Here is a 24,918-nt window from a genome sequence, read left to right as displayed (position 1 = left end):
GTCACCGCTTCCGCGGCGGCGCCACCACCAGCGCGACACCCAGAGCGGTGACCCCGATCCCCACGAGCGACAGCCCGCCGACCCGCTCGCCGAAGAGCAGGTACGCCTCGACGGCGGTGGCCACCGGCACCAGGTAGTAGAGGCTGGAGACTCCCGCGGCCGTGCCCCGGCGCAGGAGCAGCAGCAGCAGCAGGACGGCGCCGATCGACAGGAACAGCACCAGCCAGACGAACGCGGCGACGAACTCGCCGGTCCACCGGATCGACGTGTCCTCGGTGGCCACCGCGATCCCCAGCAGCACGGCCGCGGCCGCCGCGTACTGCACCGCCGTCCCCCGGACCAGCGGGATGGAGTCGCCGTGCCGCTTCTGGTAGACGGTGCCGAGCGTCCCCGAGGCGAGCGCCACGAGACACGCGACGAGACCGGCCACCGGGAGCGGCTGGGCCGGCCCGACGTCGGCGATGCCCGGGCCGACGACCAGCGCCACGCCCCCGATCCCGAGCACCAGCCCGAGCCACTGGCGCGCCGCGGGTCGCTCGCCGAGCACCCCCGCGGCGAGGACGGCGGTGAGCACCGGTTGCAGGCTGACGACCACCGCCGCCACCCCCGCGGGCACGCCCAGCGAGATGCCGTAGAAGACGCCGCCCAGGTATCCGCCGTGCAGCAGCAGCCCGGCGACCGAGGCGCGGCCGTACTGCAGCCGCGAGACCATGCCGGCCGAGCGCAGGGCGACGGCGAGGAGGCCGAGCAGGACCGCGGCGACGCCCAGGCGCAGGCTCAGGAAGGTGAACGGCTCGGCGTAGGGCAGCCCGTACTTGGCGCCGACGAAACCGGTGCTCCACAGCAGGACGAACAGCGTCGGCCCACCCAGCGTCTGGACCCGCGAGGTCGTCGCCGTCATCGGCCCAGTCTGACGACGCCCGTTCGATCACCGCCTGCGTGCCCCGGCACCGGGTCGCCACCCCGCGCCGTCCACCACCCCGGCGACGCCGGACCCGGCCCGGTCCACCGCCCTCGCCCGCCGGTCCCGGCCCGTCCGCACCCCGCCGCGGGCGCCCCGCGCGGCCAGCAGCCCGTAGCCGAGGACGTTGGGCACCAGCGCGACGGTGTAGATGCCGGCCTGGACGGCGGGACTGCCGACGTCCAGGCCGAGCGGCGCGAGGGCGTGGTGGCCGAGGAAGCCGCCGGTGTAGGCCTCCTCGCCGGCGCGCTCGCGCAGCGCCAGCTCCAGCTCGGTCAGCGGGCACGGCGCCCCGGCCAGGTGCACCGCGAGGATCGCCGCGGCCACCGGCGCGTGCACCAGCAGGAACCGCGGGCGGTGCAGCGCGACCAGCGCGCCGGTCACCATGAGGACGACGGCGAGCGCGTGCACGACCGCGACGAGGTGTGCGAGCACCACGTTCCCAGCCTGGCACGCCCGGGAGCGCGCCGGCCGCCCGCGGGCGCGAGGATGGGGGCATGAGCGAGCACGACGCCGGCGGGCGTGAGCCCGGGTCCGGGAACCGGGTGAGCCGGTCGGTCGAGGAGTTCGTCGGCCAGCTGCGCGCCTTCACCGACCGCGCACGCGGCGCGGTGCCGTTCTCGATGCCGCGGCTGCCCTCACCGCCCGGGGCGCTGTCGGCGGCCCAGCTGCGCGCCATCGACAAGGCGGTGCGCAGCCAGCGGCAGCAGATCGCGGCGATGACCGCCCAGCTGCAGGCCTTCGACGAGCAGCTCGCGGTCTTCGAGCGGATCCTCGACCCGCTGGTGGAGTGGAGCACGACCTGGGCGCGGCTGGAGGAGTCCGTGGCCGACCTGGTCCGCCGGCCCGGCGACCCCGACGACGGGACGGCGGGGACGACCCCGCGCGCCTGAGCTACCGCCGGTCGCGCCGCAGCGGGTGGTCGGGCGGCACCTCCACCAGCACGATGCGCACGCCCTCGGGGTCGGCGACCCACGCCTCGACCAGGCCCCACGGCTCGGTCCGCGGGTCGCGCAGCACCGTCGTCCCGGCGGCGCGCAGCCGCTCGACCTCGGCGGCGACGTCGCGCACCTGCACCCACAGCGCCATGCCGCGCGCCGGCGCGTCGCCGGGACCGGAGACCTCGAGCAGGCCGTTGCCGAGGAAGAACACCACCCCCGGGTGCTCGGGCGGCCCGAACTCGCGGTACACCGCCAGCCCCAGCACGTCGCGGTAGAAGGCCTGCGACCGCGCGGGGTCGATCGACCGGAGGAGGACCCGGCTGCTCAGCACGTCCACGGGGGCATCATCGCGGCACGGCCGGGACACCGACGCGAGGAGGACGCCGTGGCGCAGCGCTACGAGTACCGGGTGGTCGAGCTCCGCGAGGGGCTGATCGGCGGGAAGATGTCGGGTGACAAGCTGGAGAAGGTGCTCAACCAGCACGCCCGCGAGGGCTGGCAGCTCAAGGCCATCACCTCGGTCGAGGTGAAGGGCCGGATCGGCCCGGGCGGTGTCGAGGGCGTGCTCGTGACGCTGGAGCGCCCGACCACCTGACCGATCCTGCGAGGGGAGGGCCGTGCCCGACGCCGCCGCCGAGGCCCGCGCCCGGTTGCGCGCGGACTGCACCCGCTGCGCCGGGCTGTGCTGCGTGGCTCCCGCGTTCGCCGCCTCGGCCGACTTCGCGATCGACAAGCCGGCGGGGCACGCCTGCCCGAACCTGCGGGACGACGACCGCTGCGGCATCCACGCCGACCTGCGCGAGCGCGGCTTCCCCGGCTGCACGGTCTTCGACTGCTTCGGCGCGGGGCAGCAGACGGTGCAGGTGACCTTCGCCGGCGCCCCGCACTGGCGGGACTCCCCGGAGCGGGCGGCGGCGGTGTTCGCGGCCTTCGGCGTCCAGCGGCTGCTGCACGAGCTGCTGTGGTACCTGACCGAGGCGCTGGCTCTCCCGGCGGCGGCACCGCTGCACCGCGAGCTGGCCGCCGCGCGCGGGCGCGTCGAGCGGCTCACCGCCGCGGACGCCGGGGAACTCGCCGCCGTGGACACCGGGCTCCTGCAGGCGGAGGCCGGCGCGCTGCTGCTGTCGGTCAGCGAGCTGGCGCGGGCCGGCGTCCGCAGCCGGCCCTCCGCAGGGCCCCGCCGCCGGGTCGACCAGCGCAACGCCGACCTGGTGGGCGCCGACCTGCGGCGCGTGGACCTGCGGGGGGTGGGCCTGCGCGGAGCCCTCCTCATCGGCGCGGACCTGCGCGGAGCCGACCTGCAGCTGACCGACCTGCTCGGCGCCGACCTGCGGGGCGCGGACGTGCGCGGCGCCGACCTCTCCGGCGCCCTGTTCCTCACCCGGCGGCAGGTGGCCGGCGCCCGCGGCGACGCCGCGACCTCGCTGCCCGCCGGGCTCGAGCACCCGCGGCACTGGGGCGCGCGGTGAGCGCCGAGGACGCCGCCCGCTGGGTCGAGCGGCACCGCGGCGGGGCCGCACCGACCGACGTCCTCGCCTTCGCCGACCGGCTGCCGGGCGTGGCGGTCGAGGAGCTGACCGGCCGCTGGCGGGGTGCCGAGCTGCCCACCGGCTCGCCGCTGGACGGGCTGCTGACCGCGCACCGCTGGTGGGGCAAGGAGGTGGTCGACCCCGACACCGTGCACCCGCTGCTCTTCCCCGACCGGGCGGGCCGACCCCGGCCGATCGACCCGGCGCCGGCGCCGCTGGCCCTGCTGCGCCGCGCACCCGGCCTGGCCCGCAGCGCCCCGGCGCGGCTGGCCTTCCTCGTCGCCCGGCCGCTGCTGACCACCCGCCGGCCCACCGCCCGGCTGCGACCGGTCGTGCACCGTGGCGTGCCCACCGCGGCGCTGCTCTACGACCGGCTGCCGGTGGTCGACGTCTTCCGCCGGGTCGGCCCGGACCTGCTGCTCGGGCTGATGGACATGCGGGGCCTGCGCGACCCGTTCGCCTTCCTGCTCCAGCGGGCCGGCGGCTGACACCCCCGCCCCATACGCGCCGGTGTGCTGCCGCGAGGCCACGTGGCCCCGCGGGCAGCCCGCCGTCACCTCCGCCGTCCCGGTGCGCGTCGCCGGCCGGGGGAGGACCACCGGCGGACGGTCAGGCCGGGGGCGCGTTCCCGTCGGGGCGGCCCGGGGTCCCGGGCGCACGGCGGCGCAGGAAGCCGGCGACCGTGCCGACGCGGTCGGTGGCCTGGCGCAGCCCGTGCACCAGCGGGAGGAGGTCGTCGGAGACGGTGCGCAGCGTGTCGGGCAGGGTGTCGACCACCGGGTCGTCGAGCACCCGGCCGACCCGCTCGAGCCCGGGTCGCAGCGCCCGCACCGGTTCCTCCAGCTCGTCGACCAGGCCCTCGAGGCGCTCGGCGGTCCGCTGCGCCGACGCGATGGTCTCGGTGGCCACCCGCGTGGCCGTGATCAGCTCCCGGACGGCGCTGTTGAGGTCGGCCAGCGTCCGCGGCAGCTGGGCCATCGCCTCGGTCTGCTTCTGCAGGACGTCGACCAGCTCGGACAGGCCGGGGATGCGGGGGAGGCCCAGCCCGCGGAAGGGGTCCACCCCCTCACCGTCGGGGACCGCGGCCGCCCCCGCAACCGTCAGAGCGCCTTGAGGATGTCCTCCACCCGCTCGCGGGCGTCACCGAAGAGCATCCGGGTGTTCTCCCGGAAGAACAGCGGGTTCTGGACGCCGGCGTACCCGGTGCTCATCGACCGCTTGAAGACGACGACGTGCTCGGCCTCCCAGACCTGCAGCACCGGCATGCCGGCGATCGGGCTGCCCGGGTCCTCCAGGGCGGCCGGGTTGACCGTGTCGTTGGCGCCGATGACCAGCACCACGTCGGTCTTGGCGAGGTCGTCGTTGACCTCGTCCATCTCCAGGACGATGTCGTAGGGCACCTTGGCCTCGGCCAGCAGCACGTTCATGTGCCCGGGCAGCCGGCCGGCGACCGGGTGGATGCCGAAGCGGACGTCGACCCCGCGCTCGGTCAGCTGGCGGGTCAGCTCGGCGACCGGGTACTGGGCGTGTGCCACCGCCATCCCGTAGCCCGGCGTGATGACCACCGACTGGGCCTCGCGCAGCAGCTCGGCGACCTCCTCGGCGGTGACCTCGGTGTGCTCGCCGTCCTCCGTGCCGGAGGCCGTGCTGCCCTCGTTGCCGAAGCCGCCGGCGATGACCGAGAGGAACGACCGGTTCATCGCCCGGCACATGATGTAGCTGAGGTAGGCACCCGAGGAGCCGACCAGCGCGCCGGTGATGATCAGCAGGTCGTTGTCGAGCAGGAAGCCCGACGCCGCGGCCGCCCAGCCCGAGTAGCTGTTGAGCATCGAGACGACGACCGGCATGTCGCCGCCGCCGATCGAGGCGACCAGGTGCCAGCCCAGCGCGAGCGCCAGCACCGTGACGGCGGTCAGCAGGCCCAGACCGGGGGAGAGGACGAAGGCGACGGTCAGCACGGCGAAGGCGACCAGTGCGCCCAGGTTGAGCCAGTTGCGTCCGGGCAGCATCAGCGGGTTGCTCCTGATCCGCGCCGAGAGCTTGAGGAACGCGACGATCGAGCCGGTGAGGGTGACCGCGCCGATGAACACCCCGATGACCACCTCGGCGGAGTGGATGCCCAGCAGGTCGGCCGGCACCTCGGTCTGCTCCCCGGCGTCCGCCTCGACCGACAGGTAGCCGTTCCACCCGACCAGGACGGCGGCCAGGCCGACGAAGCTGTGCAGCAGGGCGATCAGCTCGGGCATGCCGGTCATCGCGACCCGGCGGGCCCGCCACAGCCCGATGGCCGCACCCGCGGCCATCGCGACGACGATCAGCCCGACGGCGGCGGCCTCGGTGCTGCGGGCGGCCAGCCCGATGGTGGCCGCCAGCGCGATCGCCATGCCGGCGATGCCGTACCCGTTACCGGCCCGCGCCGTCTCGTGCCGGGACAGGCCGGCGAGGCTGAGGACGAAGAGCAGGCCGGAGACGATGTAGGCCGCGGCGGCGGCGGAGACGGCGGTCATGTCAGCTCCTCGTGAACATGCCGAGCATGCGGCGGGTCACGGCGAAGCCGCCGAAGACGTTGATGCTGGCGACCAGGACGGCGACCGTGGCCAGCACGGTGACCAGGGCGCTGGTGTGGCCGATCTGCAGCAGGGCGCCCACCACGATGATCCCGGAGATCGCGTTGGTGACGCTCATCAGCGGCGTGTGCAGCGCGTGGTGCACGTTGCCGATCACGTAGAAGCCGACGACCACCGCCAGCGCGAACACCGTCAGGTTCCCGATCAGCTGGTTCGGCGAGAACGCGGCGGCCAGGAACAGCACCAGCGCGGCGCCGCCGACCACGCCGGCGGTGCGGGCGGGGGAGCGCGGCGGCTTCGGTACGGCGACGGGCGCGGCCGGGCGGGGGACCGGCGCGGCAGCCGGGGCCGCGGACACCTGGACCGGCGGCGGTGGCCACAGCAGCTCGCCCTCCCGCACCACCGTCATCGAGCGCTGGACGACGTCGTCGAGGTCGAGCACCAGCCGCCCGTCCTTGCCGGGGGTCAGCAGTTTGACCAGGTTGACCAGGTTGGTGCCGAACAGCTGCGAGGCCTGGCCGGGCAGCCGGCCGGGCAGGTCGGTGTAGCCGATGATCGTCACGCCGTTCGGGGTGACGACGAGCTCGTCGGGCACCGAGCCGGCCACGTTGCCGCCCTGTGCGGCAGCCATGTCGACCACCACGCTGCCCGGCCGCATGGCGGCGACCATCTCCTCGGTGATCAGCCGCGGCGCCGGCCGGCCGGGGATCAGCGCGGTGGTGATGACGATGTCGACTTCGCGGGCCTGCTCGGCGTACATCGCCGCGGCCCGCCGGTCGTAGTCGGCGGAGGTGACGCTCGCGTACCCGGTGCCGCCGCCGCTGTGCTCCTCGTCGGCCGGCACCCCGACGTACTGGCCGCCCATGGAGGCGATCTGCTCGGCGACCTCGGGCCGGACGTCGGTGGCCCGCACGACCGCGCCCAGGCTGCTGGCCGCGCCGATGGCGGCCAGCCCCGCGACGCCCGCGCCGACGACCAGGACCGTCGCCGGGGGCACCTTGCCGGCTGCGGTCACCTGTCCGGTGAAGGAGCGGCCGAAGGCGTGCGCGGCCTCGATGACCGCCCGGTAGCCGGCGATGTTGGCCATCGAGCTGAGCACGTCCAGGGACTGGGCCCGGCTGATCCGCGGGACGGCGTCCATCGCCAGGGCGGTGATCGGCCGGGAGGCCAGCGTCGCGAGCAGGTCGGGGTCGAGCGCGGGGGCCAGCGTGCTGACCAGCACCGCGCCGTCCCGCAGCCGGCCGACCTCCTCGACGGTCGGCTTCGCCACGTGCAGGACGACGTCGGCGCCCCACGCCTGGTCGGCGGTCCCCACCCGGGCGCCGGCCTCGCGGTAGCCGTCGTCGGGGAAGCTCGCGGCCGCTCCGGCCCCGGTCTCCACCAGCACGTCGTGCCCCAGCGCGGTCAGCTGGCGCACGGTGGTCGGCGTCGCCGCCACACGCGTCTCGCCGGGGCGGGTCTCCCGAGGTACTCCGATGAGCACGTCCGGTTCCTCCTGCACGGGTCGGTCGCCGCCCGTCTCCGGTGACGGTGCGGTCCGGTACAGCGGTGGGGCACGCCAGTGGGCGGGCGATCCGGGACGGCGTGCACTGGTGGCGCAGCCGGGGAGATCATGCCGAACCACCGGGCCCCTCCGTGAGTGGGCTGCGTCACCCTCCGCAGCGAGGGCCCCGACCGGTCCGCGCGCGCCTGAGGGCCGGCGGCTCCACCCCGGGAGGGTGAGGGACGCCGTTCCCGGCTGGTGGGCGCACGCCCGGCTGTCGTACTCCTCTGCGGGCGGACGAGAGGCACGGATGCCGGTCGCCGCCGATCGGGAGGGGGACGCGTGCCAGCGATGCCCGCGACCGCTGAGCCGCTGGTACCGGCGGAGGTCGTCTCGTCGGTCTTCTACGGAGCCGCGGTGAGCGACAGCCTCGTGCTCCTGGTGGTCGAGGTCGTGGACGGGACGCCCCGGATCGCCTGGGGCAACGAGGGCGCGACGCGACTGCTCGGCTACGGGGTGGCCGACCTGCAGTCGCTGCCGGTCGCCTCGTTGGTGCCGTCGCTGCGCGGCGCGGAGGTCGGGCTGCTGCTCCGCCGAGAGCGCAGCGCACGGGTGGACCTGTCCGTGCGCACCGCGAGCGGTGCGCTCGTGCAGGTGGTGGTGCTGTGCACCCCGACGCCGAGCGGGCGGACGTGGACCCTGCAGCTGGTCCCGGCCGACAGCGGATCCGAGCGGGTCCGGCAGGCCACCGCCGAGATCCACGAGCGGCGCCTGGCCACGCTGACGGAGCGCTCCCCGGTGCCGACGGTCCTGTCCGAGCAGGGCATGCGCCTGGCCCACGTCAACGACGCCTTCTGCAGCCTGGTGGGCCTGCACGCGGAGCAGCTGCTGGGCACCGGCTGGATGGCCACGGTGCACCCCGACGACCTCGACGACGTCATCGAGCAGGTCGTCGCCGTCCTCGGCGGGCGCGACGGGGAGATCAGGGCCCGGCTCGTCCGGGGCGACGGCACCGAGCGGACGACGGTCCTGCGCCTCTCGCAGCTGTTCACCCCCGGCGTCGGGGCGGGCTTCGTCGGCACCGTCGAGGACGTCACCGACCGGCTGGCCGTCGAGGCCCGGCTGGCGCACCAGGCCCGCCACGACCCGCTCACCGGGCTGCCCGACCGCACCCTGCTCGCCGAGCACGTGGCCGAGCGCTTCCGCCCCGGCGCCGGCGGCCTGGCCGTCATCTCCCTCGACCTGGACGACCTCACCGTCGTCAACGAGTCCCTCGGCCACGCCGCCGGCGACGAGCTGCTCGTGGAGGTCGTCACCCGGCTGCGTGCCACGGTTCGCCCCGGTGACCTGGTGGCACGCTCCGGCGGCGACGGGTTCGTCGTCATCGGCGAGGACCTCGACGAGGGCGCCGCGGTGACCCTGGCCGAGCGGATCGGCGCGGCGCTGGCGCAGTCGGTGCGCCTCGGCGGGGTCGACGTCCGCCCGCACGCCAGCGTCGGCGTCACCGTGCAGACCACCGGGCACCGCACGGCCGAGGACCTGATCCGCGACGGCGACATCGCGGTGTGCCAGGCCAAGGCCGGCGGCAAGGGCCGGATCAGCGTGCTGGACGAGCGCGCCCGGGCCGGGGCGCGGGACAAGCTGCGGCTGGTCGCCGAGCTGCGCGAGGCGATCGAGGGCAGGGAGATCACGCTGCTCTACCAGCCGATCCTGCGCGCCGGCGACCGCGCCCCGGTGGCCGTCGAGTCGCTGGCCCGCTGGCACCACCCGCTGCGCGGCCCGGTCAGCCCGGCGGTGTTCGTCGCGCTGGCCGAGGAGGGCGGGCTGATCGGCGTGCTCGGCCTGCTGGTGCTCGACGAGACCTGCCGCCAGCTGGCCGAGTGGGACCGCGTGCTGGGGGCTGCCGCCCCGCAGCGGGCCAACGTCAACGTCTCGGCCCTGCAGCTCGACGACCACCTCCACGGTCACGTGGTCGCCGCCCTGGAGCGGCACGGGCTGCACCCGTCGCGGCTGCAGATCGAGATCACCGAGTCCGCTCTGATGGAGGACCCGTCCTCGGCCCGCGAGGTGCTCGGCCGGCTGCGCGACCTCGGCGTCTCCCTGGCCATCGACGACTTCGGCACCGGCTACTCGTCGCTGGCCTACCTGCGCCACCTGCCGGTGGACGTGCTCAAGGTGGACCGCTCGTTCGTCGCCGAGCTCGCCGACGGGCACCCCCAGATCGTCTCGGCGGTCATCGCGCTGGCCCGCAGCCTCGACCTGACGACCGTGGCGGAAGGCGTGGAGACCGACGAGCAGGCCGCGCAGCTCGCGGACCTGGGGGCCGCCTACCTGCAGGGCTTCGCCCTCGCCCGACCGATGACGGGCGAGGCCGCCGCCGCCTGGTACGCGGCCCGCACCCGATGACCGTCAGCTGCCCCGTCCCCCCGGCGAGCAGCGGCGCCGCGGCCCGCCACCTCACCCCGAGGTTGGAGGGCACGCACCGTCCCCTCAAGGGCGCGGCGCCGTCGGCCGACGACCCTGGTGTGCGCCAGACGGCGCAGCTGCAGAGCGGCACCCGGGGAGGGCATGTGAGCGAGACGGCGGAGTCGCGTGTCGGCCGCCTGCCGACCGAGGTCAGCGCATCGATCTTCTACAGCGCCACGGTCGGCGACGCGACGGCCCTCCTGGTGGTCGAGTACGTCGACGGCGAGGCGCTCATCAGCTGGGGCAACGACAGCGCGGCGCACCTGCTGGGCCACCCGCTCGACGAGCTCCGCCGGTCGCCGCTCGCCGGCGTGCTCCCCGACCTGGGGGACGGCGGACTCGCCCTCCTCCTCCGGGAGCGCACCGCCCAGGTCACCGTCCCGGTCCGGACGGCGACCGGCGCGGCGGTCGAGTGCGTGCTGGTCGCCATGCCCGAACCGAGCGGCCGGCGGTGGATGGTCCGGATCATCGCCACGGCCAACGAGCTGGAACGGGCGCTGCGCGCGACGGCCGACGCGCACGAGCGGCGCTTCGCGACGATCACCGAACGGTCGCCGGTGCCCATGCTGCTCTCCGAGCAGGGGATGCGGCTGGCCCACGTCAACGAGGCCCTGTGCGACCTCGTCGGGCTGCGCGCCGAGCAGCTGCTGGGGACCGGCTGGCTCGCCGTGCTGCACCCCGACGACGTCGACGCGGTGGTCGACCAGGTGGCCGCTGTCCTCGACGGCGACGAGGGGCAGGTGCGGGTCCGGCTCGTGCTCGCCGGGCACGAGGTGCGCACGGCGGTGCTGCGGCTCTCGCCGCTGCTCACGCCGGGCGCAGGTGCCGGTTTCGTGGGGACCCTGGAGGACATCACCGATCGGTTGGCCTTCGAGGCCCGCCTGGCCCACCAGGCCACCCACGACCCGTTGACCGGGCTGCCCAACCGGACCCTGCTCAACCACTGGGTGGAGGAGCGCTTCACCGCCGGGCGCAGCGGGCTGTCGTGCCTGTTCCTCGACGTCGACGACTTCAAGCTGGTCAACGACTCCCTGGGTCACACCGCGGGGGACACGCTGCTCGTCGAGCTCGCCGGCCGGCTGCGCCGCACGGTGCGCCCCGGTGACCTCGTCGCACGGTTCGGCGGGGACGAGTTCGTGGTGGTCTGCGAGGGGCTGACCGAGGACGGTGCCGTGGGCCTCGCGCAGCGCGTCATCGCGACGCTGTGCCGGCCGGTCCGGCTGGGCGGCGTGGACGTCCGGCCGCACGTCAGCGTCGGCGTGACCGTCCAGACCGCCGAGCACGCCGACGCCAACGAGCTGATCCGCGACTGCGACATCGCGCTGTACCAGGCCAAGGCCGGCGGCAAGGGGCGGGTCGCCCTGCTCGACGAGAGCGGTCGCGAGGCCGCGCGCGACCGGCTCCGGCTGGTCGCCGACCTGCGCGACGCGATCGAGCAGCGGTCCCTCACGGTCGCCTACCAGCCCATCTTCCGGGCCGGCGACGGCGCGGCGGTCGGCGTCGAGGCCTTGGCCCGGTGGCGGCACGCCGAGCGGGGCCCGGTGAGCCCCGAGGTGTTCGTCCCGCTGGCCGAGCAGAGCGGGCTCATCGACGGGCTCGGCCTGCTGGTGCTCGACGAGACCTGCCGGCAGCTGGCCGAGTGGACCCGGGAGCTGGGCGCCGCGGCCCCGTCGCACGCCCAGGTCAACGTCTCGGCGCTGCAACTGGACCCGTCGCTGCCCGCGCAGGTGCAGGCCGCGCTGGACCGGCACGGGCTGGCCCCCCACCGGCTGGCCATGGAGCTCACCGAGTCGGCGCTCATGACCGATCCCGCCGCCGCCCGCGACATCCTGCAGGCCCTGCGGGACCTCGGGCTGCACCTCGCGATCGACGACTTCGGCACCGGCTACTCCTCCCTGGCCTACCTGCGGCACCTGCCGGTCGACAGCCTCAAGGTGGACCGGTCGTTCGTCGCCGAGCTCACGGCCGGCCACAACGAGATCGCCTCCGCGGTCATCGGGCTGGCCCGGACCCTCGGCCTGTCGACGGTCGCGGAGGGCGTCGAGACGCCGGAGCAGGCCGCCGAGCTCACCGGGCTGGGCGTGACCTACCTGCAGGGCTTCGGCCTGGGCCTGCCCATGACCGGCGCCGAGTGCACCACCTGGTTCGCCTCCCGACAGGAGCTCGCCCCGTGACCACCGCGATCGTCCCCGCACCGCTGGACGTGCAGCGCATCCTCGAGAGCATCGACACGATGGCCGCGCAGAAGCCGGTCGCCGCGCAGATCGTGGCCCGGGCGAGCGCGGACGACACCAGCGCCAAGGAGCTGGCGGCGATCCTGGCCGGGGACCTGCCCCTGGCCGGGCGGGTCACGAAGCTGGCCAACTCCGCCTACTTCGGCATGAGCGGGCGGGTCAGCTCGCTGCAGTTCGCGATCGCGGTCGTCGGCTTCATGACCGTGCGGACGATGGCCACGGTGGCGCTGACCGACCTCGACGACGAGTCGCGGCTGCCGGAGGACTTCTGGCTCACCAGCACCCACCTGGCGCAGGCCGCGACAATGCTGGCGCCCCGGTTCGGCGAGCGTCCGCCGGACGCGCTGTGCCTGGGCATGCTGGCGCAGCTAGGCAGCGCGCTGCTGCACCACAACGACCCGGAGGGCTATGCCGAGCTCGTCGCCGAGGAGCCGGACCTGCCCAGCCGGCGGCTGGCGGAGGAGCGGCGCTACGGCATCCACGCCCAGCGCCTGACGGCCGTCGCCCTCGAGCACTGGGGCTTCCCCCGGCGGATGGTCGCCGCGCTGTACTCCCTCGACGACCTGACCGCCCCGGACGGGGCGCTGTTGCGGGTCGCGTTCGAGGTGGCCGCGCGGCTGTCCTCGCGGTCGCACGTCCCCGTGCCCGTCGGCCGGCTCTGCGGCGGGTTGCTCACCGAGGACGCGCTGGACCTGGTCGTGGAGCGGGTCCGGGCCGAGGCCGGGGGGCTGCGGCTGGCCATGCTCGGCTGACGGACCCCCCGGCCCCCACCGCTCGCAGGCTCGCGTCGGGCCCCTGCCGGGGCCGACGCGAACTCGCGAGCGGCGAGGGGCAGGGGGTCCCTGCTCAGCGCGTGTAAGGCGCACCCAGCGGGTCGACGGTCTCGTGCGCGTCCACGTCCGCGGCCAGGCGGGACAGCGCCCAGTCGCCGTCGCCCAGCACGTGGTCGATCGCGGTGAGCCGGCTGGTGTGGTGACCGACGGTGTACTCAGCGGTCACCCCGATCCCGCCGTGCAGCTGGATCGCCTCCTTGCCGATGTGCCGGCCGGCGCGGCTGGTCTGCAGCCGGGCGCGGTCGGCGGCGGCGACCACGTCCCCGCCGGCGTCGACGACCATCGACGCCCACAGCGCGGTGCTGCGGGCCAGCTCGAGCGAGACGTACATGTCCGCGGCGCGGAAGGTGAGCGCCTGGAACCGGTTGAGCGTCACGCCGAACTGCTTGCGGGTCTTGAGGTACTCGGCGGTGGTGCGCAGCGCCGTGTCCATCGAGCCGATGGCCTCGTGGGCGTAGGCGATGCGCCCCTCGGCGAGCACCCGCTCGATCTGCGCGGTCCGGTCACCGGGGTCCGTGCCGAGCAGCTCGGCCGGGGTGCCGTCGAAGCGGACGCTCGCCGCGCGGCCGCCGTCGTGGGTGCGGTAGCCGGTGCGGGTCAGGCCCGCGGCGTCGCCGCGCACGAGGAACAGCGCCGTGCCGCCCTCGACCACCGCGGAGACGACGAGGACGTCGGCCCGCGCACCGTTGAGGACCGGCTCCTTGACGCCGGTGAGCGTCCAGGAGCCGCCGTCCTGGGTGGCGGCGACGGCCGCGGCCGACGGGCTCCAGCGGGTGCCGGGCTCGGCGTGCGCGACGGCGGCCAGCGTCGTCCCCTCGGCGATGCCGGCGAGCACCTCGGCCTTCTGGGCGTCGGTGCCGACCGCGGCGACCAGGCCGCCGGCCAGCACGACCACCTCGACGTAGGGCTCGGGGGCGAGCACCCGGCCGATCTCCTCGGCGACGACCGCCACCTCGATCGGCCCGGCGCCCATGCCGCCGTGCTCCTCGGCGAAGGGCAGGCCCAGCAGGCCCATCTCGGCCAGCCGCGACCAGGTCTTCTCGTCGAAGCCCGGGTCGCTCGCGGTCACCCGGCGGCGCTGCTCGCCGTCGCCGTAGGCGCGGTCCAGCAGACCGCGCACGGCCTCGCGCAGGTCGTTCTGCTCACTGTCGAAGGTGAAGTCCACGGTTGCCTCAGAGCCCCAGGATCGTGCCGGCGATGATGGTGCGCTGCACCTCGTTCGAGCCTCCGTAGATGGAGACCTTGCGGTAGTTGAGGTACTCCGGCGTGGCCACGCGGGCCCAGTCCGGGACCTCGGAACCGCCGTCGGCGAACGAGGACAGCGAGAGCGGGCCGGCGATGTCGACCACCAGCTCGGTGATGTCCTGCTGCAGCTCCGAGCCGCGCAGCTTGAGCACCGACGAGGCCGGGTGCGGCTTGCCGTCGGCGGAGTGGGCGACCACGCGCAGCGCGGTCAGCTCGAGGGCGAGCAGCTCGTTCTCCAGCTCGGCGAAGCGGTCGGCCGTCCGCGGGTCCTCGATCAGCGGGCGGCCGCCGACGGTGACCTCCCGCGCGTAGGACTTCGCCTGGGCCAGCAGGCGCTTGGAGGAGCCGATGCGGGCGATGCCGACCCGCTCGTTGCCGAGCAGGAACTTGGCGTAGTCCCAGCCGCGGTTCTCCTCGCCGATGAGGTTCTCCGCCGGGACGCGGACGTCCTCGAAGAAGACCTCGTTGACCTCGTGGCCGCCGTCGATCAGCTGGATCGGCCGCAGCGTGACGCCGGGGGTGTCCATCGGGAAGACCAGCAGCGAGATGCCGCGCTGCTTCTTCTCCGCGGTCGGGTCGGTGCGGACCAGGCAGAAGATCCAGTCGGCGTGCTGGCCCAGCGTCGTCCACGTCTTCTGGCCGTTGACGACCCAGTCGTCGCCGTCGCGGACGGCGGTGGTGCGCAGGCTGGCCAGGTCGGAACCGGCGTCGGGCTCGGAGAAGCCCTGGCACCACCAGATGTCGATGTTCGCCGTCCTCGGCAGGAAGCGCTCCTTCTGCTCCTGGCTGCCGAAGGCCGCGATGACCGGGCCGATCATGCTGGCGTTGAAGGGCAGCGGCTCGGGGACGCAGGCCAGCTGCATCTCCTCGCGCCAGATGTGCATCTGCAGCGGGGTCCAGCCCCGGCCGCCCCACTCCACCGGCCAGTGCGGCACGGCCAGCCCCGCGGCGTTGAGCGTCCGCATGGCCTCGACGTACTGCTCCTTGGACAGGTGCCGGCGGGCCGCGACGGTGTCACGGATCTCCTGGGGCACCTGGGTGGTGAAGAACGTCCGCATCTCCTCCCGGAAGGCCTCCAGCTCCGGGGACAGTTGCAACCGCATCGGACCTCTCTCCTGACGTCGGCCACCCTCGTCGGACCTGCGACCCGCAGGGTGGGAGACCGACGATCCCACACTTGCTACCGGCCGGTAGCCCCCGGGGCCCGGGTGCGCGGCGCGGCGTGTCGAGGGCGCCTGCGGCGGGCGGGGAACGCGGGCCGGACGCCGCCCGTTGCCGGGCCATGGAGCTGACCTGTCCCAAGTGCCAGGGGCTGATGCGCACCTACGAGCGCAACGGCGTGCACGTCGACCAGTGCACGGAGTGCCGCGGCATCTTCCTCGACCGCGGTGAGCTGGAGCGGCTGGTGGACGCCGAGACCGCGTGGCACGGGGCCGGCCGGCCCCCGTCGGGGGCGCCGTCCACGTCCTCCGCGGGTGGGCACGGGCACGGCTCGGCAGGTCAGGGCTCCGCCGGGCACGGTGCGGGTGGCTACGGATCCGGCGGGCTCGGGTCGGGCGGGCTCGGGGCGGTGGTCGGAGAGGTGCTCAACCAGGTGCAGAAGAAGCAGCAGCACTCGTCCGGGTACGGGCACTCCGCCAAGCGCAAGCAGTCGTTCCTGGGAGAGCTGTTCGGCTGAACATGGGCCCCTCCGCAGGGGCCGTGCCGGACGAGGACCCCGTCCTCCTCATCCCTCGCGAGCTCGGGACGAGCCTCTGGACGGGGCCGGCGGCGGGACCCCGCCACGCGGGGGACGCTGGGAGGCGTGTTCGACGTCGACTGGATGGGCCGGCTCGCTCGCGAGGTGCTGAGGGAGCGGCTGCCCGCGCTGATCGCCGAGGCGTGCGCGTGGAGCGTGGGCCTCTCCGACCGGCCGCACCACGAGCGGCGCCGCGGCCGGCTGCGGGCGACCGGCGGGACGAACGGTGACCGGATCGCCCGCGGTCAAGCGCTGTCCGGCGAGGAGGACGGCCGGCTCGACCTCGGCGACGCCCAGCCGGGCAGCTTCCGCGACGTGCTCAACGCGGTGGACGCCGACGGGGTGGTGTACGCCGACCGGTTCGACCGCGAGGTGATCGAGCCGTTCGTGCTGGCCACCTGCGTGCTCGCCGCCGAGCGGGCCCGGGTCGCCCGTCGGGCGGAGTGGGCCGAGCTGCTCGACGACCTCGGGGAGGACGGCCGCGACCTGGTCGGCGTCGTCCGGGCGGGGGAGTGGGAGGTGTCGCTGCGGACCGAGGCCGAGCACCTGGTCCTGGCCGCCCTGGCCGACGTCCCGCTGCTCGAGGTCGAGGCCGAGGGGCTGCCGCTGTCGCTGGTGCGGGCGGCCGAGGCGATGACCCGGGAGGCCGCCGCCCTCCCGCCGGCCGCGCCGCCAGAAGAGGACCCCGCCGCGTCGGGCGCGGTCTTCCTCGCCCGGGCCGCGCTCGCCGGGCTCGCCGAGCCGGTACCACCGGCGCAGGCCGACCGGGTGCTCACCGCGCTGCTGGCCGAGGGCATCGAGCCCGAGGAGCTGCCCGCCGTCCTGCCGCACCTGCCGCTGGCGCCGGGCACCGCGGACGCCGTCCTCACCCTCCTCGACGCCGGCCGCTGACCCGGCCCGTGCGCCCACCGCCGGGCACCGCCCTCGCGCGGGGGTGCCGACGTCCGTCACGATGGGCGGGGCGGTCCAGGGCCGCGGAGCCCGGTGGATGGAGGACGTCATGACGGAACAGCAGCCGGTCGAGCCCGACGCGATCATCGGCAGGGACGGGGCCGCGGTGCGGGGCCCGCGAGGCGACGATGCGGCGCTGCAGCCGCTCCCGTCGCTCCTCCCCGCGCTCGCCCGCGTGGCGTTCGCCGGCCCGCTGCTCACCGCGTCGGCGGTCGCGCTCACCGCGGCCGCGGCCGCCAAGGCGGTCGAGGTGGCCGGCCGGGTGGCCCGGCAGCGGATGGGTGCCGATGCGGTGCGGCAGGTGTTCCCCGGCGGCGTCGAGGTCACCTGGACCAGGATCGAGGTCCGCTGGACCCCCTGAGCGTCGCCGCTCACACGGCCTGCTGGGGGCTGGACCGGCCCCCAGTGGTTTCCCTCAGATCTCGAGCGGGAGACCGGTGTAGTTCTCGGCGAGCTCGCGCGCGGCGGCCTCCGAGGAGCAGACCCGGCGCAGCTGGGAGAGCTGCAGCTCGGCGTCGAAGTCGTCGCCGGAGCGGTGCAGCATCGACGTCATCCACCAGGAGAAGTGCGTGCACCGCCAGACGCGGGCCAGCGCCCGGTCGGAGTAGGAGTCGACCAGGTCGGTCTCCTTCTCCTGCAGCAGCCGCACCAGCGCCTGCGCGAGCAGGGTGACGTCGGCGACGGCCAGGTTGAGGCCCTTGGCGCCGGTCGGCGGGACGATGTGCGCGGCGTCCCCGGCGAGGAAGAGCCGGCCGCGGCGCATCGGGGCGCTGACGAACGAGCGCATCGGCAGGATCGACTTCTCCGTCACCGGCCCGCGGTTGACCGACCAGCCCTGCAGCGCCATGCGGGTGTCGAGGGAGTCCCAGATCCGGTCGTCGGACCAGTCCTCGATCCGCTCCGACGGGTCGACCTGCAGGTACAGCCGCGACACCGACGGCGAGCGCATCGAGTACAGCGCGAAGCCCTCGGGGTGCCAGGCGTAGATGAGCTCGTCGGTGGCGGGCGCGGCGTCGGCCAGGATGCCGAGCCACGCATAGGGGTAGGTGCGCTCCCACACCCGCCCGCCCGCCTGCTGCACCACCGCGCGGGAGGGGCCGTGGAAGCCGTCGGTGCCGGCGACGACGTCGCACTCGAGCACCTGGGCGACGCCGTCCGCGTCGGTGAACCGGATCCGCGGGGCCTCGCCGTCGACGTCCTCGGGGTGGACGTCGGAGACCTCGAACAGCAGCGGCGGGCCGCCGTCGAGCTGGGCCCTGATGAGGTCCTTGGTGACCTCCGTCTGCCCGTAGACCCACACGGTGCGCCCGCACAGCTCCGGGAAGTCCAGCGTGTGCCGGGTGCCGGGGTACTGCAGGTGGATGCCGCGGTGCTCCAGTCCCTGGCGGTGCAGCCGGTCGCCGACGCCGGCCGCGGTCAGCGTGTCGACGGTGTGCTGCTCGAGGATGCCGGCGCGGATCCGCGCCTCCACGTACTCCCGTGACCGGTTCTCCAGGACGACGGAGTCGATGCCCTGCAGCGCGAGCAGTCGCGACAGCAGCAGGCCGGCCGGGCCGGCGCCGATGATCCCCACCTGTGTGCGCACGCAGCCGAGTGTGACCGCCGCTACGTGGCCGTGGGAACCGCTCGCTCCCGCTCAGCGGAAGTGCTGCACCCGCGACAGCTCCCGGCCGATCCCGCGCGCGGCGACCTCGAGCACGGGCACGAGCCGCAGCAGGTCCCGCCGGTGGCTGGGGACGACGATGCCCAGGGCGGCGGCGACGGCGGGGCCCGCGGGCCGCTCCACCCGCACCGGGACGGCGACCGACAGCGTGCCCAGCGACATCTCCTCGGCGGTCCGGGCGTACCCGCGGCGGCGCACCTCGGCGATCTCCCGGCGCAGCCGTCCCGCGTCGACGACGGTGTGCCGCGTCTCCCGCGTCGGCGCGCGCAGCGCCGCCTCGACGACGTCGTCGGGCGCCGCGGCCAGCAGCACCTTGCCCACCCCGGTGGCGTGCAGCGGCAACCGGCTGCCCACCTGGCTGACCACCGGCACCGACTCGCGACCGGAGACCCGCTCGACGTAGAGCGCGCTGCGCCCCTCCCGGACGGCGAGGTGCACGGTGTCGCGGGTGGCGGTGTGCACGTCGAGCAGGAACGGGGCCGCCACCTGGCGCAGCTCCAGCTGCACGGGGGCGAGCAGGCCGAGGTCCCAGAGCCGGCGGCCGATCTCGTAGCGGCCGTCGGGTCGCCGGTGCAGCGCACCCCAGGTCGCCAGCTCGCCGACGAGCCGGTGGGCCGTGGACAGCGGCGTCCCCGAGCGCTCGGCGATCTCCGAGAGGGTCAGCCGCGGCGCACCGGAGTCGAAGGCGCCGAGCACGTCGAGGGCGCGCCCGGTCACCGACCGCCCTGCGGCCCCGCCACCGGCCACGGCCGCCTCCTTCCGCTGGCTGGAAGGCCAGGCTTGGGCAGGGTAGCCCGCGGCCCTACGGTCTCGGACATGACCGGGACCACACCTGGCAGCCGGCTCGATCTGCGGCGCTATGCGCGCACGGACGTCGCGCTGCGCACCCCCGTCGGGTACGCCGACTACAAGAGCACCGGGCTGCGCGCGCCGTTGCGGACCCCCGTCGACCTGCCGCACCGGCTCACCGAGGTGACCGGCCCGCTGCTCGGCGAGGACCGGGTGACCGCCGCCGACGCCGACCTGACCAAGCGCCTCGGCGGGGAGGCCCAGGGCCAGCGGATCATCGTCCACGGCCGGGTGCTCGACAGCGACGGCCGGCCGGTGCCCAACACCCTCGTGGAGGTCTGGCAGGCCAACGCCGCCGGGCGCTACCGGCACGTCGTCGACAACTGGCCGGCGCCGCTCGACCCGCACTTCGACGGGCTCGGCCGGGTCATGACCGACGACCAGGGCCGCTACGAGTTCACGACGGTCAAGCCCGGCGCCTATCCCTGGGGCAACCACCACAACGCCTGGCGGCCGGCGCACATCCACTTCTCGCTCTTCGGCCGGGCGTTCACCCAGCGCCTCGTCACCCAGATGTACTTCCCGGACGACCCGCTGTTCTTCCAGGACCCGATCTTCAACTCGATCCCCGAGGGTGCGCGCCACCTGGCGATCAGCCGGTTCGACTACGAGCGCACCGTGCCCGACTGGGCACTGGGCTTCCAGTGGGACATCGTCCTCCGCGGCGCCGAGCAGACCCCGTTCGAGACCGAGGACGACGGGGACGTGGCCTGATGACCCAGCCGATGACCACCCCCAGCGCGACCGTCGGCCCGTACCTGGCGATCGGCCTCACCTGGGAGGGCGGCGAGTTCGCCGTCCCGGCCGACACCCCGGGCGCGATCTGGCTGCGCGGCACGGTGTTCGACGGCAACGGCGACCCGGTGCCCGACGCGATGGTCGAGACCTGGCAGGCCGACCCCGACGGCCGCTTCGACCACCCCGACGACCCGCGCGGCGCGGCCCGACACCCCGGCTTCACCGGCTTCGGCCGCTCGCACACCGACTCGGGCGAGTACGCGATCTGCACGCTCAAGCCCGGCCGGGTGCCCGACGGCGAGGGCGGCCTGCAGGCGCCGCACGTCGACGTCTCGCTGTTCGCCCGTGGGCTGCTCGACCGGGTCGTCACGCGGATCTACTTCGCGGACGAGGCGGAGGCCAACGCCGAGGACGTCGTCCTGCGGGGGCTGCCGGAGGACCGCCGGCAGACGCTGCTGGCCACGCCGACCGACGACGGCTACCGCCTCGACCTGCACCTGCAGGGCGACCGGGAGACGGTGTTCTTCGCCGTATGACGCTCCTCTCCGGGACCTTCGCCCGTGGCGGGGCCGCGGCCGCCGTCTCCGACGACGCCTGGTTCCGGGCGCTGCTCGGCGTCGAGGCCGCCCTCGCCCGGGCGGCGGCGCGCACCGGTCTGGTGCCCACCACCGCGGCCGACGCGGTCACCGCTGCCTGCGCGCACCCCGAGCGGCTCGACCTGGCCACCGTGGTCGCCCGGGCGGCGGACGCCGGCAACCCGGTGCCGCCGCTGGTCCGGGCGCTGCAGGACGCGGTCGGCGAGCGCGACGCCGTCGCCGTCCACGTCGGGGCCACCAGCCAGGACGTGCTGGACACTGCGCTGCTGCTGATGGCACGCGACGCGATCGCCGCGGTCGACGCCGACCTCGCCGCCGCTGCGGAGACCGCCGCGGGGCTCGCCCGCGCCCACCGGGACGACGTCCTGGCCGGCCGCACGCTGATGCAGCAGGCGCTGCCCACCACCTTCGGGCTCAAGGCCGCCGGCTGGCTGGCCGGCCTGGACGGCGCCCGGCTGCGGCTGGCCGAGGTGGTCGCCTCGCTGCCCGTGCAGTACGGCGGCGCGGTCGGCACGCTGGCCGCCAGCGGCGGGGCGGGCGTCGCGCTGCGGGCCGCGCTGGCCGAGGAGCTGCAGCTCGCGAGCACCGCCGTCCCGTGGTTCACCGTCCGGCTGCCGGTCGCCGACCTGGCCGGGGCGCTCGGCGCCGCCGCGGGCGTGGCCGCCACCGTCGCGGTCGACGTCGTGCTGCTCGCCCAGACCGAGGTGGCGGAGGTCGCCGAGGTGGGAGGAGGGCGCGGCGGGTCGTCCGCGATGCCGCACAAGCGCAACCCGGTCGCGGCCGTCTCCGCCCGGGCCTGCGCCCGCCGCGCGCCGGGGCTGGTGGCCACGTTGCTGTCGGCGATGGAGCAGGAGCACGAGCGGGCCGCCGGTGCCTGGCACAGCGAGTGGCCGACGCTCACCGAGCTGCTGAGCACCGTCGGGTCGGCGGCGTCCTGGCTGGCCGAGAGCCTGCGCGGGCTGCAGCCGGACCCGCCGCGCATGGCCGCCACCGCCGCGGCCGCCGCCGAGGGCCCGCTGGCCGGCGCGCTCGCCGAGGCGCTGGCGCCTGCCCTCGGGAAGGGGGCCGCGCACGACGCCGCGGCCGCCGCCGTCCGCGAGGCCCGCGACGGTGGCCGCCCGCTGGCCGAGGTCGTGGCCACCCGCACCGACGTCGACGTGCGGGCCGTGCTGGCCGCCGGTACGTCCGACGTCGGGGAGGCCGGCGCCCAGGTCGACGCCGCGCTCGCCGAGCACGCCGCACTCACGGAGGGACGCCAGTGACCGCAGTCGAGGTCTCGTACACCGAGGACGGGCCGGCCGACGCGCCGGTCGTCGTCCTCTCCAACTCGCTCGGGGCCACCCGCGGCATGTGGGACCCACAGGTGCCGGCGCTCGCCGAGCGCTACCGGGTGGTCAGCTACGACACCCGCGGCCACGGCGACTCGCCGTCCCCTGCCGGGCCGTACACCCTCGACGACCTGGTGGACGACGTCGTCGCGCTGCTCGACCGGCTGGGCGTGCGGCAGGCGCACGTGGTCGGGCTGTCCCTGGGCGGGATGACGGCGCTGCGGCTGGCCGCCCGCGAGCCCGCGCGGGTGGACCGGCTCGTCGCCCTGGCGACCTCGGCGAAGCCCGACCCGCAGGGGTTCCTCGACCGGGCGGCTGCCGCCCGCTCCGGCGGGACGGCGCCGCTGGCGCCGACCGTGGTGAGCCGCTGGCTGACGCCGGGGTACGCCGCCGAGCACCCGGACCTGGTGGCGCGGCTCGAGGCGATGATCGTCGCGGCGGACGACGAGGGCTACGCGCTGTGCTGCGAGGTCGTGGCCGCCGTGGACCTGCGGGAGGACCTCGCGCGCATCACCGCGCCGACGCTGGTCGTCTCGGGCGCCGAGGACCCGGCGTTGCCGCCGCCGCACCAGCAGGCCATCGCCGACGGGATCGCCGGGGCCTCGCTGGTGTCGGTGAGCCCGGGGGCGCACCTGCCCAACCTGGAGCAGCCGCTGGAGGTCACCGGCGCGCTGCTGGGTCACCTCGACGCGGCGGGCGGGCACGCATGAGCGAGCTGCCCGGCACCGACGACGCCCGCCGGGACGCGGGCATGCGCACCCGGCGCGAGGTGCTCGGCGACGCGTGGGTGGACCGCGCGGTGGCCGGCACGACGCCGTTCACCGCCGACTTCCAGGACTTCATCACCCGGGTGGCCTGGGGCGACGTCTGGCAGCGGCCCGGCCTGTCCCGCCGCGACCGCAGCCTGATGACGCTGTCGATCACCATCGCGCTGCGGCACTGGGACGAGTTCGCGCTGCACGTGCGGGCGGCCAAGAACAACGGCCTGTCCGACGCGGAGATCGCCGAGGTCATCCAGCACGCCGCCGTCTACGCCGGAGTGCCCGCGGCCAACCACGCCTTCAAGGTCGCCGCGCCGATCCTCGAGGAGCTCCGCGGCGGGGCGTGACCCTCCCGTGGCCGGCCCTCCTGAGGGGACCCGCCACGAGTGTCGGGAGCCTCCCTCACGCCGGGCGGCCGCGACCCTCCCGGAGCAGCCGGACCAGCGCGTTGGTCGACGAGTCCGAGTCGTACTCCGGCGCGGACTCGCTCTGCAGCTTCGGCGCGAGCTGGTTGGCCATCACCTTGCCCAGCTCCACGCCCCACTGGTCGAACGAGTTGATGCCCCAGACGACGCCCTGCGTGAAGACCCGGTGCTCGTAGGCGGCGACCAGCTGCCCGAGCACCGAGGGCGTCAGCCTCGGCGCGACGATCGCATTGGACGGGTGGTTGCCCGGCATCACCTTGTGCGGGACGACGTGCGGCGCCGTCCCGTCGGCGGCGACCTCCTCGGCGGTGCGGCCGAAGGCCAGCGCGCGCGGCTGGGCGAGGAAGTTGGCCAGGAAGAGGTCGTGCATGCCGTCGAGGTCGTGGTTGGGCTGGACGAAACCCAGGAAGTCCGCCGGCACCAGCACCGTGCCCTGGTGCAGCAGCTGGTAGAAGGCGTGCTGGCCGTTGGTGCCCGGCTCGCCCCACACGATCTCGCCGGTCGGGACGTCGACCGGCGAGCCGTCCAGCCGCACCGACTTGCCGTTGGACTCCATGCACAGCTGCTGCAGGTAGGCCGGGAAGCGCGCCAGGTACTGCGAGTAGGGCAGCACCGCCTGGCTCTGCGCCCCGAAGAAGTCGACGTACCAGACCGAGATCAGCCCCAGCAGGGCCGGCAGGTTCTCCTCGTACGGCGCGGTGCGGAAGTGCTCGTCGACGGTGTGGAAGCCGTCGAGCAGCTCGCGGTAGTGCTCCGGCCCGATCGCGACCATGAGCGAGAGCCCGATCGCCGAGGTGAACGAGTAGCGTCCGCCGACCCAGTCCCAGAAGCCGAACATGTTGGCGGTGTCGATGCCGAACTCGGCGACCTTCTCGGCGTTCGTGGAGACGGCGACGAAGTGCGCGGCGACGGCCTTCTCGTCCCCGCCGAGCCCCTCGACCAGCCAGCGGCGGGCCTCCTTGGCGTTGGTGAGCGTCTCCTGGGTGGTGAAGGTCTTCGACGCGACCACGAACAGCGTGGTCGCCGGGTCGAGGTCGCGGGTGGCCTCGGCCAGGTCGGTCGGGTCGATGTTGGAGACGAAGCGGAAGGTCAGCGACCGGTCCGAGTAGTCGCGCAGGGCGGTGTAGGCCATGGCCGGGCCGAGGTCGGAACCGCCGATCCCGATGTTGACGACCGCCCGGATCCGCTCGCCGGTGTGCCCGGTCCACTCCCCGCTGCGCACCCGGTCGGCGAACTGCGCCATCCGGCCGAGCACCTCGTGCACCTCGGCGTTGACGTCGTGGCCGTCGACGTCCAGGCCGCTGGTGCGCGGGTCGCGCAGCGCCACGTGCAGCACCGCCCGGTCCTCGGTCGTGTTGATGTGCTCGCCGCGGAACATGGCCTCGGTGCGCTCCCGCAGCCCGACGCTCTCGGCCAGCGCCGCCAGCAGCCGGACGGTCTCCCGGGTGAGCCGGTTCTTCGAGTAGTCCAGGTAGAGGTCGCCGGCGGTGACCACGAGCTCGGTGCCCCGCTGCGGGTCCTCGGCGAACAGGTCCCGCAGGGAGGCGTCGCGCAGCTCCCGGTGGTGCTCGGTCAGCGCCTGCCACTCCGCGCTCTCCGTGATGCCCATG

The 24,918-nt window shown here is 75.1% G+C and carries 26 protein-coding genes; 15 read left to right on the top strand and 11 right to left on the bottom strand.

Annotated elements, in window-relative coordinates; genetic code table 11:
• Window position 1: 1 nt before the first annotated feature.
• Window positions 2-901: a DMT family transporter gene (locus tag BMW27_RS03750; protein WP_091439238.1), complete on the bottom strand. Its 900-nt coding sequence runs from the start codon at window positions 899-901 to the stop codon at window positions 2-4.
• Window positions 902-928: 27 nt separating this feature from the next.
• Window positions 929-1,399, bottom strand: coding sequence for a DUF2784 domain-containing protein (locus tag BMW27_RS03745; protein WP_245743282.1), 471 nt, complete (start codon window positions 1,397-1,399; stop codon window positions 929-931).
• A 59-nt stretch (window positions 1,400-1,458) separates the two neighbouring features.
• Here BMW27_RS03745 and BMW27_RS03740 point away from each other — a divergent pair, with 59 nt between their 5' ends.
• Complete coding sequence (locus tag BMW27_RS03740) at window positions 1,459-1,854, top strand: hypothetical protein (RefSeq protein ID WP_091439232.1); 396 nt, start codon at window positions 1,459-1,461, stop codon at window positions 1,852-1,854.
• Window position 1,855: 1 nt separating this feature from the next.
• On the opposite strand, the gene BMW27_RS03735 is transcribed toward BMW27_RS03740, so the two are convergent.
• Window positions 1,856-2,239, bottom strand: a complete 384-nt coding sequence (locus BMW27_RS03735) for a VOC family protein (protein WP_091439229.1) — start codon at window positions 2,237-2,239, stop codon at window positions 1,856-1,858.
• 48 nt (window positions 2,240-2,287) lie between these two features.
• Here BMW27_RS03735 and BMW27_RS03730 point away from each other — a divergent pair, with 48 nt between their 5' ends.
• From BMW27_RS03730 to BMW27_RS03720, 3 genes are read left to right on the top strand one after another with little or no spacing between them, the layout of a single operon-like run.
• Window positions 2,288-2,497 carry a DUF4177 domain-containing protein gene (locus BMW27_RS03730; RefSeq protein WP_091439226.1) on the top strand — a complete coding sequence of 70 codons (210 nt, stop codon included), beginning with the start codon at window positions 2,288-2,290 and terminating at the stop codon, window positions 2,495-2,497.
• Window positions 2,498-2,519: 22 nt separating this feature from the next.
• Window positions 2,520-3,371 (top strand): pentapeptide repeat-containing protein, encoded by an 852-nt coding sequence (locus BMW27_RS03725; protein ID WP_091439223.1) that lies wholly within the window; start codon window positions 2,520-2,522, stop codon window positions 3,369-3,371.
• Entirely contained in the window at window positions 3,368-3,919 is a 552-nt protein-coding gene (locus tag BMW27_RS03720; RefSeq protein WP_091439219.1) for a GXWXG domain-containing protein, read from the top strand. The genes BMW27_RS03725 and BMW27_RS03720 overlap by 4 nt, the downstream gene beginning before the upstream one ends.
• Window positions 3,920-4,040: 121 nt before the next feature.
• Here BMW27_RS03720 and BMW27_RS03715 read toward each other — a convergent pair whose 3' ends face one another.
• From BMW27_RS03715 to BMW27_RS03705, 3 genes are read right to left on the bottom strand one after another with little or no spacing between them, the layout of a single operon-like run.
• Window positions 4,041-4,493, bottom strand: coding sequence for a hypothetical protein (locus BMW27_RS03715; protein WP_091439214.1), 453 nt, complete (start codon window positions 4,491-4,493; stop codon window positions 4,041-4,043).
• Window positions 4,494-4,531: 38 nt separating this feature from the next.
• On the bottom strand, window positions 4,532-5,938 hold the full coding sequence (gene pntB / locus BMW27_RS03710; RefSeq protein WP_091439211.1) for a Re/Si-specific NAD(P)(+) transhydrogenase subunit beta: 1,407 nt from the start codon (window positions 5,936-5,938) through the stop codon (window positions 4,532-4,534).
• 1 nt (window position 5,939) lies between these two features.
• Window positions 5,940-7,481, bottom strand: coding sequence for a Re/Si-specific NAD(P)(+) transhydrogenase subunit alpha (locus BMW27_RS03705; protein ID WP_091439829.1), 1,542 nt, complete (start codon window positions 7,479-7,481; stop codon window positions 5,940-5,942).
• A 351-nt stretch (window positions 7,482-7,832) separates the two neighbouring features.
• Here BMW27_RS03705 and BMW27_RS03700 point away from each other — a divergent pair, with 351 nt between their 5' ends.
• From BMW27_RS03700 to BMW27_RS03690, 3 genes are all read left to right on the top strand, one after another.
• Entirely contained in the window at window positions 7,833-9,887 is a 2,055-nt protein-coding gene (locus tag BMW27_RS03700; RefSeq protein WP_091439207.1) for a putative bifunctional diguanylate cyclase/phosphodiesterase, read from the top strand.
• 164 nt (window positions 9,888-10,051) lie between these two features.
• Window positions 10,052-12,121 carry a putative bifunctional diguanylate cyclase/phosphodiesterase gene (locus BMW27_RS03695; RefSeq protein ID WP_245743280.1) on the top strand — a complete coding sequence of 690 codons (2,070 nt, stop codon included), beginning with the start codon at window positions 10,052-10,054 and terminating at the stop codon, window positions 12,119-12,121.
• On the top strand, window positions 12,118-12,933 hold the full coding sequence (locus tag BMW27_RS03690) for an HDOD domain-containing protein (RefSeq protein WP_245743279.1): 816 nt from the start codon (window positions 12,118-12,120) through the stop codon (window positions 12,931-12,933). Before BMW27_RS03695 ends, BMW27_RS03690 begins: the two co-directional genes overlap by 4 nt.
• A gap of 94 nt (window positions 12,934-13,027) precedes the next feature.
• Here the strand turns inward: BMW27_RS03690 and BMW27_RS03685 are convergent, their stop codons facing one another.
• The gene (locus BMW27_RS03685; RefSeq protein ID WP_091439202.1) at window positions 13,028-14,179 is read right to left on the bottom strand and encodes an acyl-CoA dehydrogenase family protein; all 1,152 of its coding nucleotides are present in this window, start codon (window positions 14,177-14,179) and stop codon (window positions 13,028-13,030) included.
• A gap of 7 nt (window positions 14,180-14,186) precedes the next feature.
• Entirely contained in the window at window positions 14,187-15,362 is a 1,176-nt protein-coding gene (locus tag BMW27_RS03680; RefSeq protein WP_091439199.1) for an acyl-CoA dehydrogenase family protein, read from the bottom strand.
• Between the two features lie 179 nt (window positions 15,363-15,541).
• Between BMW27_RS03680 and BMW27_RS03675 the strand changes: the two genes are divergently transcribed.
• From BMW27_RS03675 to BMW27_RS03665, 3 genes are all read left to right on the top strand, one after another.
• Entirely contained in the window at window positions 15,542-15,937 is a 396-nt protein-coding gene (locus BMW27_RS03675; protein WP_091439195.1) for a TFIIB-type zinc ribbon-containing protein, read from the top strand.
• 126 nt (window positions 15,938-16,063) lie between these two features.
• Window positions 16,064-16,888: a hypothetical protein gene (locus BMW27_RS03670; protein WP_091439192.1), complete on the top strand. Its 825-nt coding sequence runs from the start codon at window positions 16,064-16,066 to the stop codon at window positions 16,886-16,888.
• 109 nt (window positions 16,889-16,997) lie between these two features.
• Window positions 16,998-17,309, top strand: coding sequence for a hypothetical protein (locus BMW27_RS03665; protein ID WP_139206820.1), 312 nt, complete (start codon window positions 16,998-17,000; stop codon window positions 17,307-17,309).
• A 54-nt stretch (window positions 17,310-17,363) separates the two neighbouring features.
• On the opposite strand, the gene BMW27_RS03660 is transcribed toward BMW27_RS03665, so the two are convergent.
• Together BMW27_RS03660 and BMW27_RS03655 are read right to left on the bottom strand one after the other, a co-directional pair.
• Window positions 17,364-18,533 carry a 4-hydroxybenzoate 3-monooxygenase gene (locus BMW27_RS03660; protein WP_091439186.1) on the bottom strand — a complete coding sequence of 390 codons (1,170 nt, stop codon included), beginning with the start codon at window positions 18,531-18,533 and terminating at the stop codon, window positions 17,364-17,366.
• A gap of 51 nt (window positions 18,534-18,584) precedes the next feature.
• Window positions 18,585-19,358 (bottom strand): IclR family transcriptional regulator, encoded by a 774-nt coding sequence (locus BMW27_RS03655; RefSeq protein WP_091439183.1) that lies wholly within the window; start codon window positions 19,356-19,358, stop codon window positions 18,585-18,587.
• A 69-nt stretch (window positions 19,359-19,427) separates the two neighbouring features.
• Between BMW27_RS03655 and pcaH the strand changes: the two genes are divergently transcribed.
• From pcaH to pcaC, 5 genes are read left to right on the top strand one after another with little or no spacing between them, the layout of a single operon-like run.
• Window positions 19,428-20,174, top strand: coding sequence for a protocatechuate 3,4-dioxygenase subunit beta (gene pcaH / locus BMW27_RS03650; RefSeq protein WP_175486338.1), 747 nt, complete (start codon window positions 19,428-19,430; stop codon window positions 20,172-20,174).
• Window positions 20,174-20,734: a protocatechuate 3,4-dioxygenase subunit alpha gene (gene pcaG / locus BMW27_RS03645; protein WP_175486336.1), complete on the top strand. Its 561-nt coding sequence runs from the start codon at window positions 20,174-20,176 to the stop codon at window positions 20,732-20,734. The genes pcaH and pcaG overlap by 1 nt, the downstream gene beginning before the upstream one ends.
• Complete coding sequence (pcaB, locus tag BMW27_RS03640; protein WP_091439180.1) at window positions 20,731-22,056, top strand: 3-carboxy-cis,cis-muconate cycloisomerase; 1,326 nt, start codon at window positions 20,731-20,733, stop codon at window positions 22,054-22,056. Before pcaG ends, pcaB begins: the two co-directional genes overlap by 4 nt.
• On the top strand, window positions 22,053-22,832 hold the full coding sequence (gene pcaD / locus BMW27_RS03635) for a 3-oxoadipate enol-lactonase (RefSeq protein WP_091439177.1): 780 nt from the start codon (window positions 22,053-22,055) through the stop codon (window positions 22,830-22,832). The genes pcaB and pcaD overlap by 4 nt, the downstream gene beginning before the upstream one ends.
• Window positions 22,829-23,230: a 4-carboxymuconolactone decarboxylase gene (pcaC, locus tag BMW27_RS03630; protein ID WP_091439174.1), complete on the top strand. Its 402-nt coding sequence runs from the start codon at window positions 22,829-22,831 to the stop codon at window positions 23,228-23,230. The genes pcaD and pcaC overlap by 4 nt, the downstream gene beginning before the upstream one ends.
• A gap of 55 nt (window positions 23,231-23,285) precedes the next feature.
• Here the strand turns inward: pcaC and pgi are convergent, their stop codons facing one another.
• A complete protein-coding gene (gene pgi / locus BMW27_RS03625) occupies window positions 23,286-24,917 on the bottom strand; it encodes a glucose-6-phosphate isomerase (protein WP_091439171.1) in 1,632 nt (543 codons plus the stop codon).
• Window position 24,918 lies beyond the last annotated feature (1 nt).

Origin of the sequence: Geodermatophilus poikilotrophus (assembly GCF_900111455.1) — a bacterium.
In the GTDB taxonomy this organism is placed as follows: domain Bacteria; phylum Actinomycetota; class Actinomycetes; order Mycobacteriales; family Geodermatophilaceae; genus Geodermatophilus; species Geodermatophilus poikilotrophus.
The sequence above is the reverse complement of the archived record's forward strand: the minus strand, read 5'-3'. Positions and strand labels throughout refer to the sequence as shown.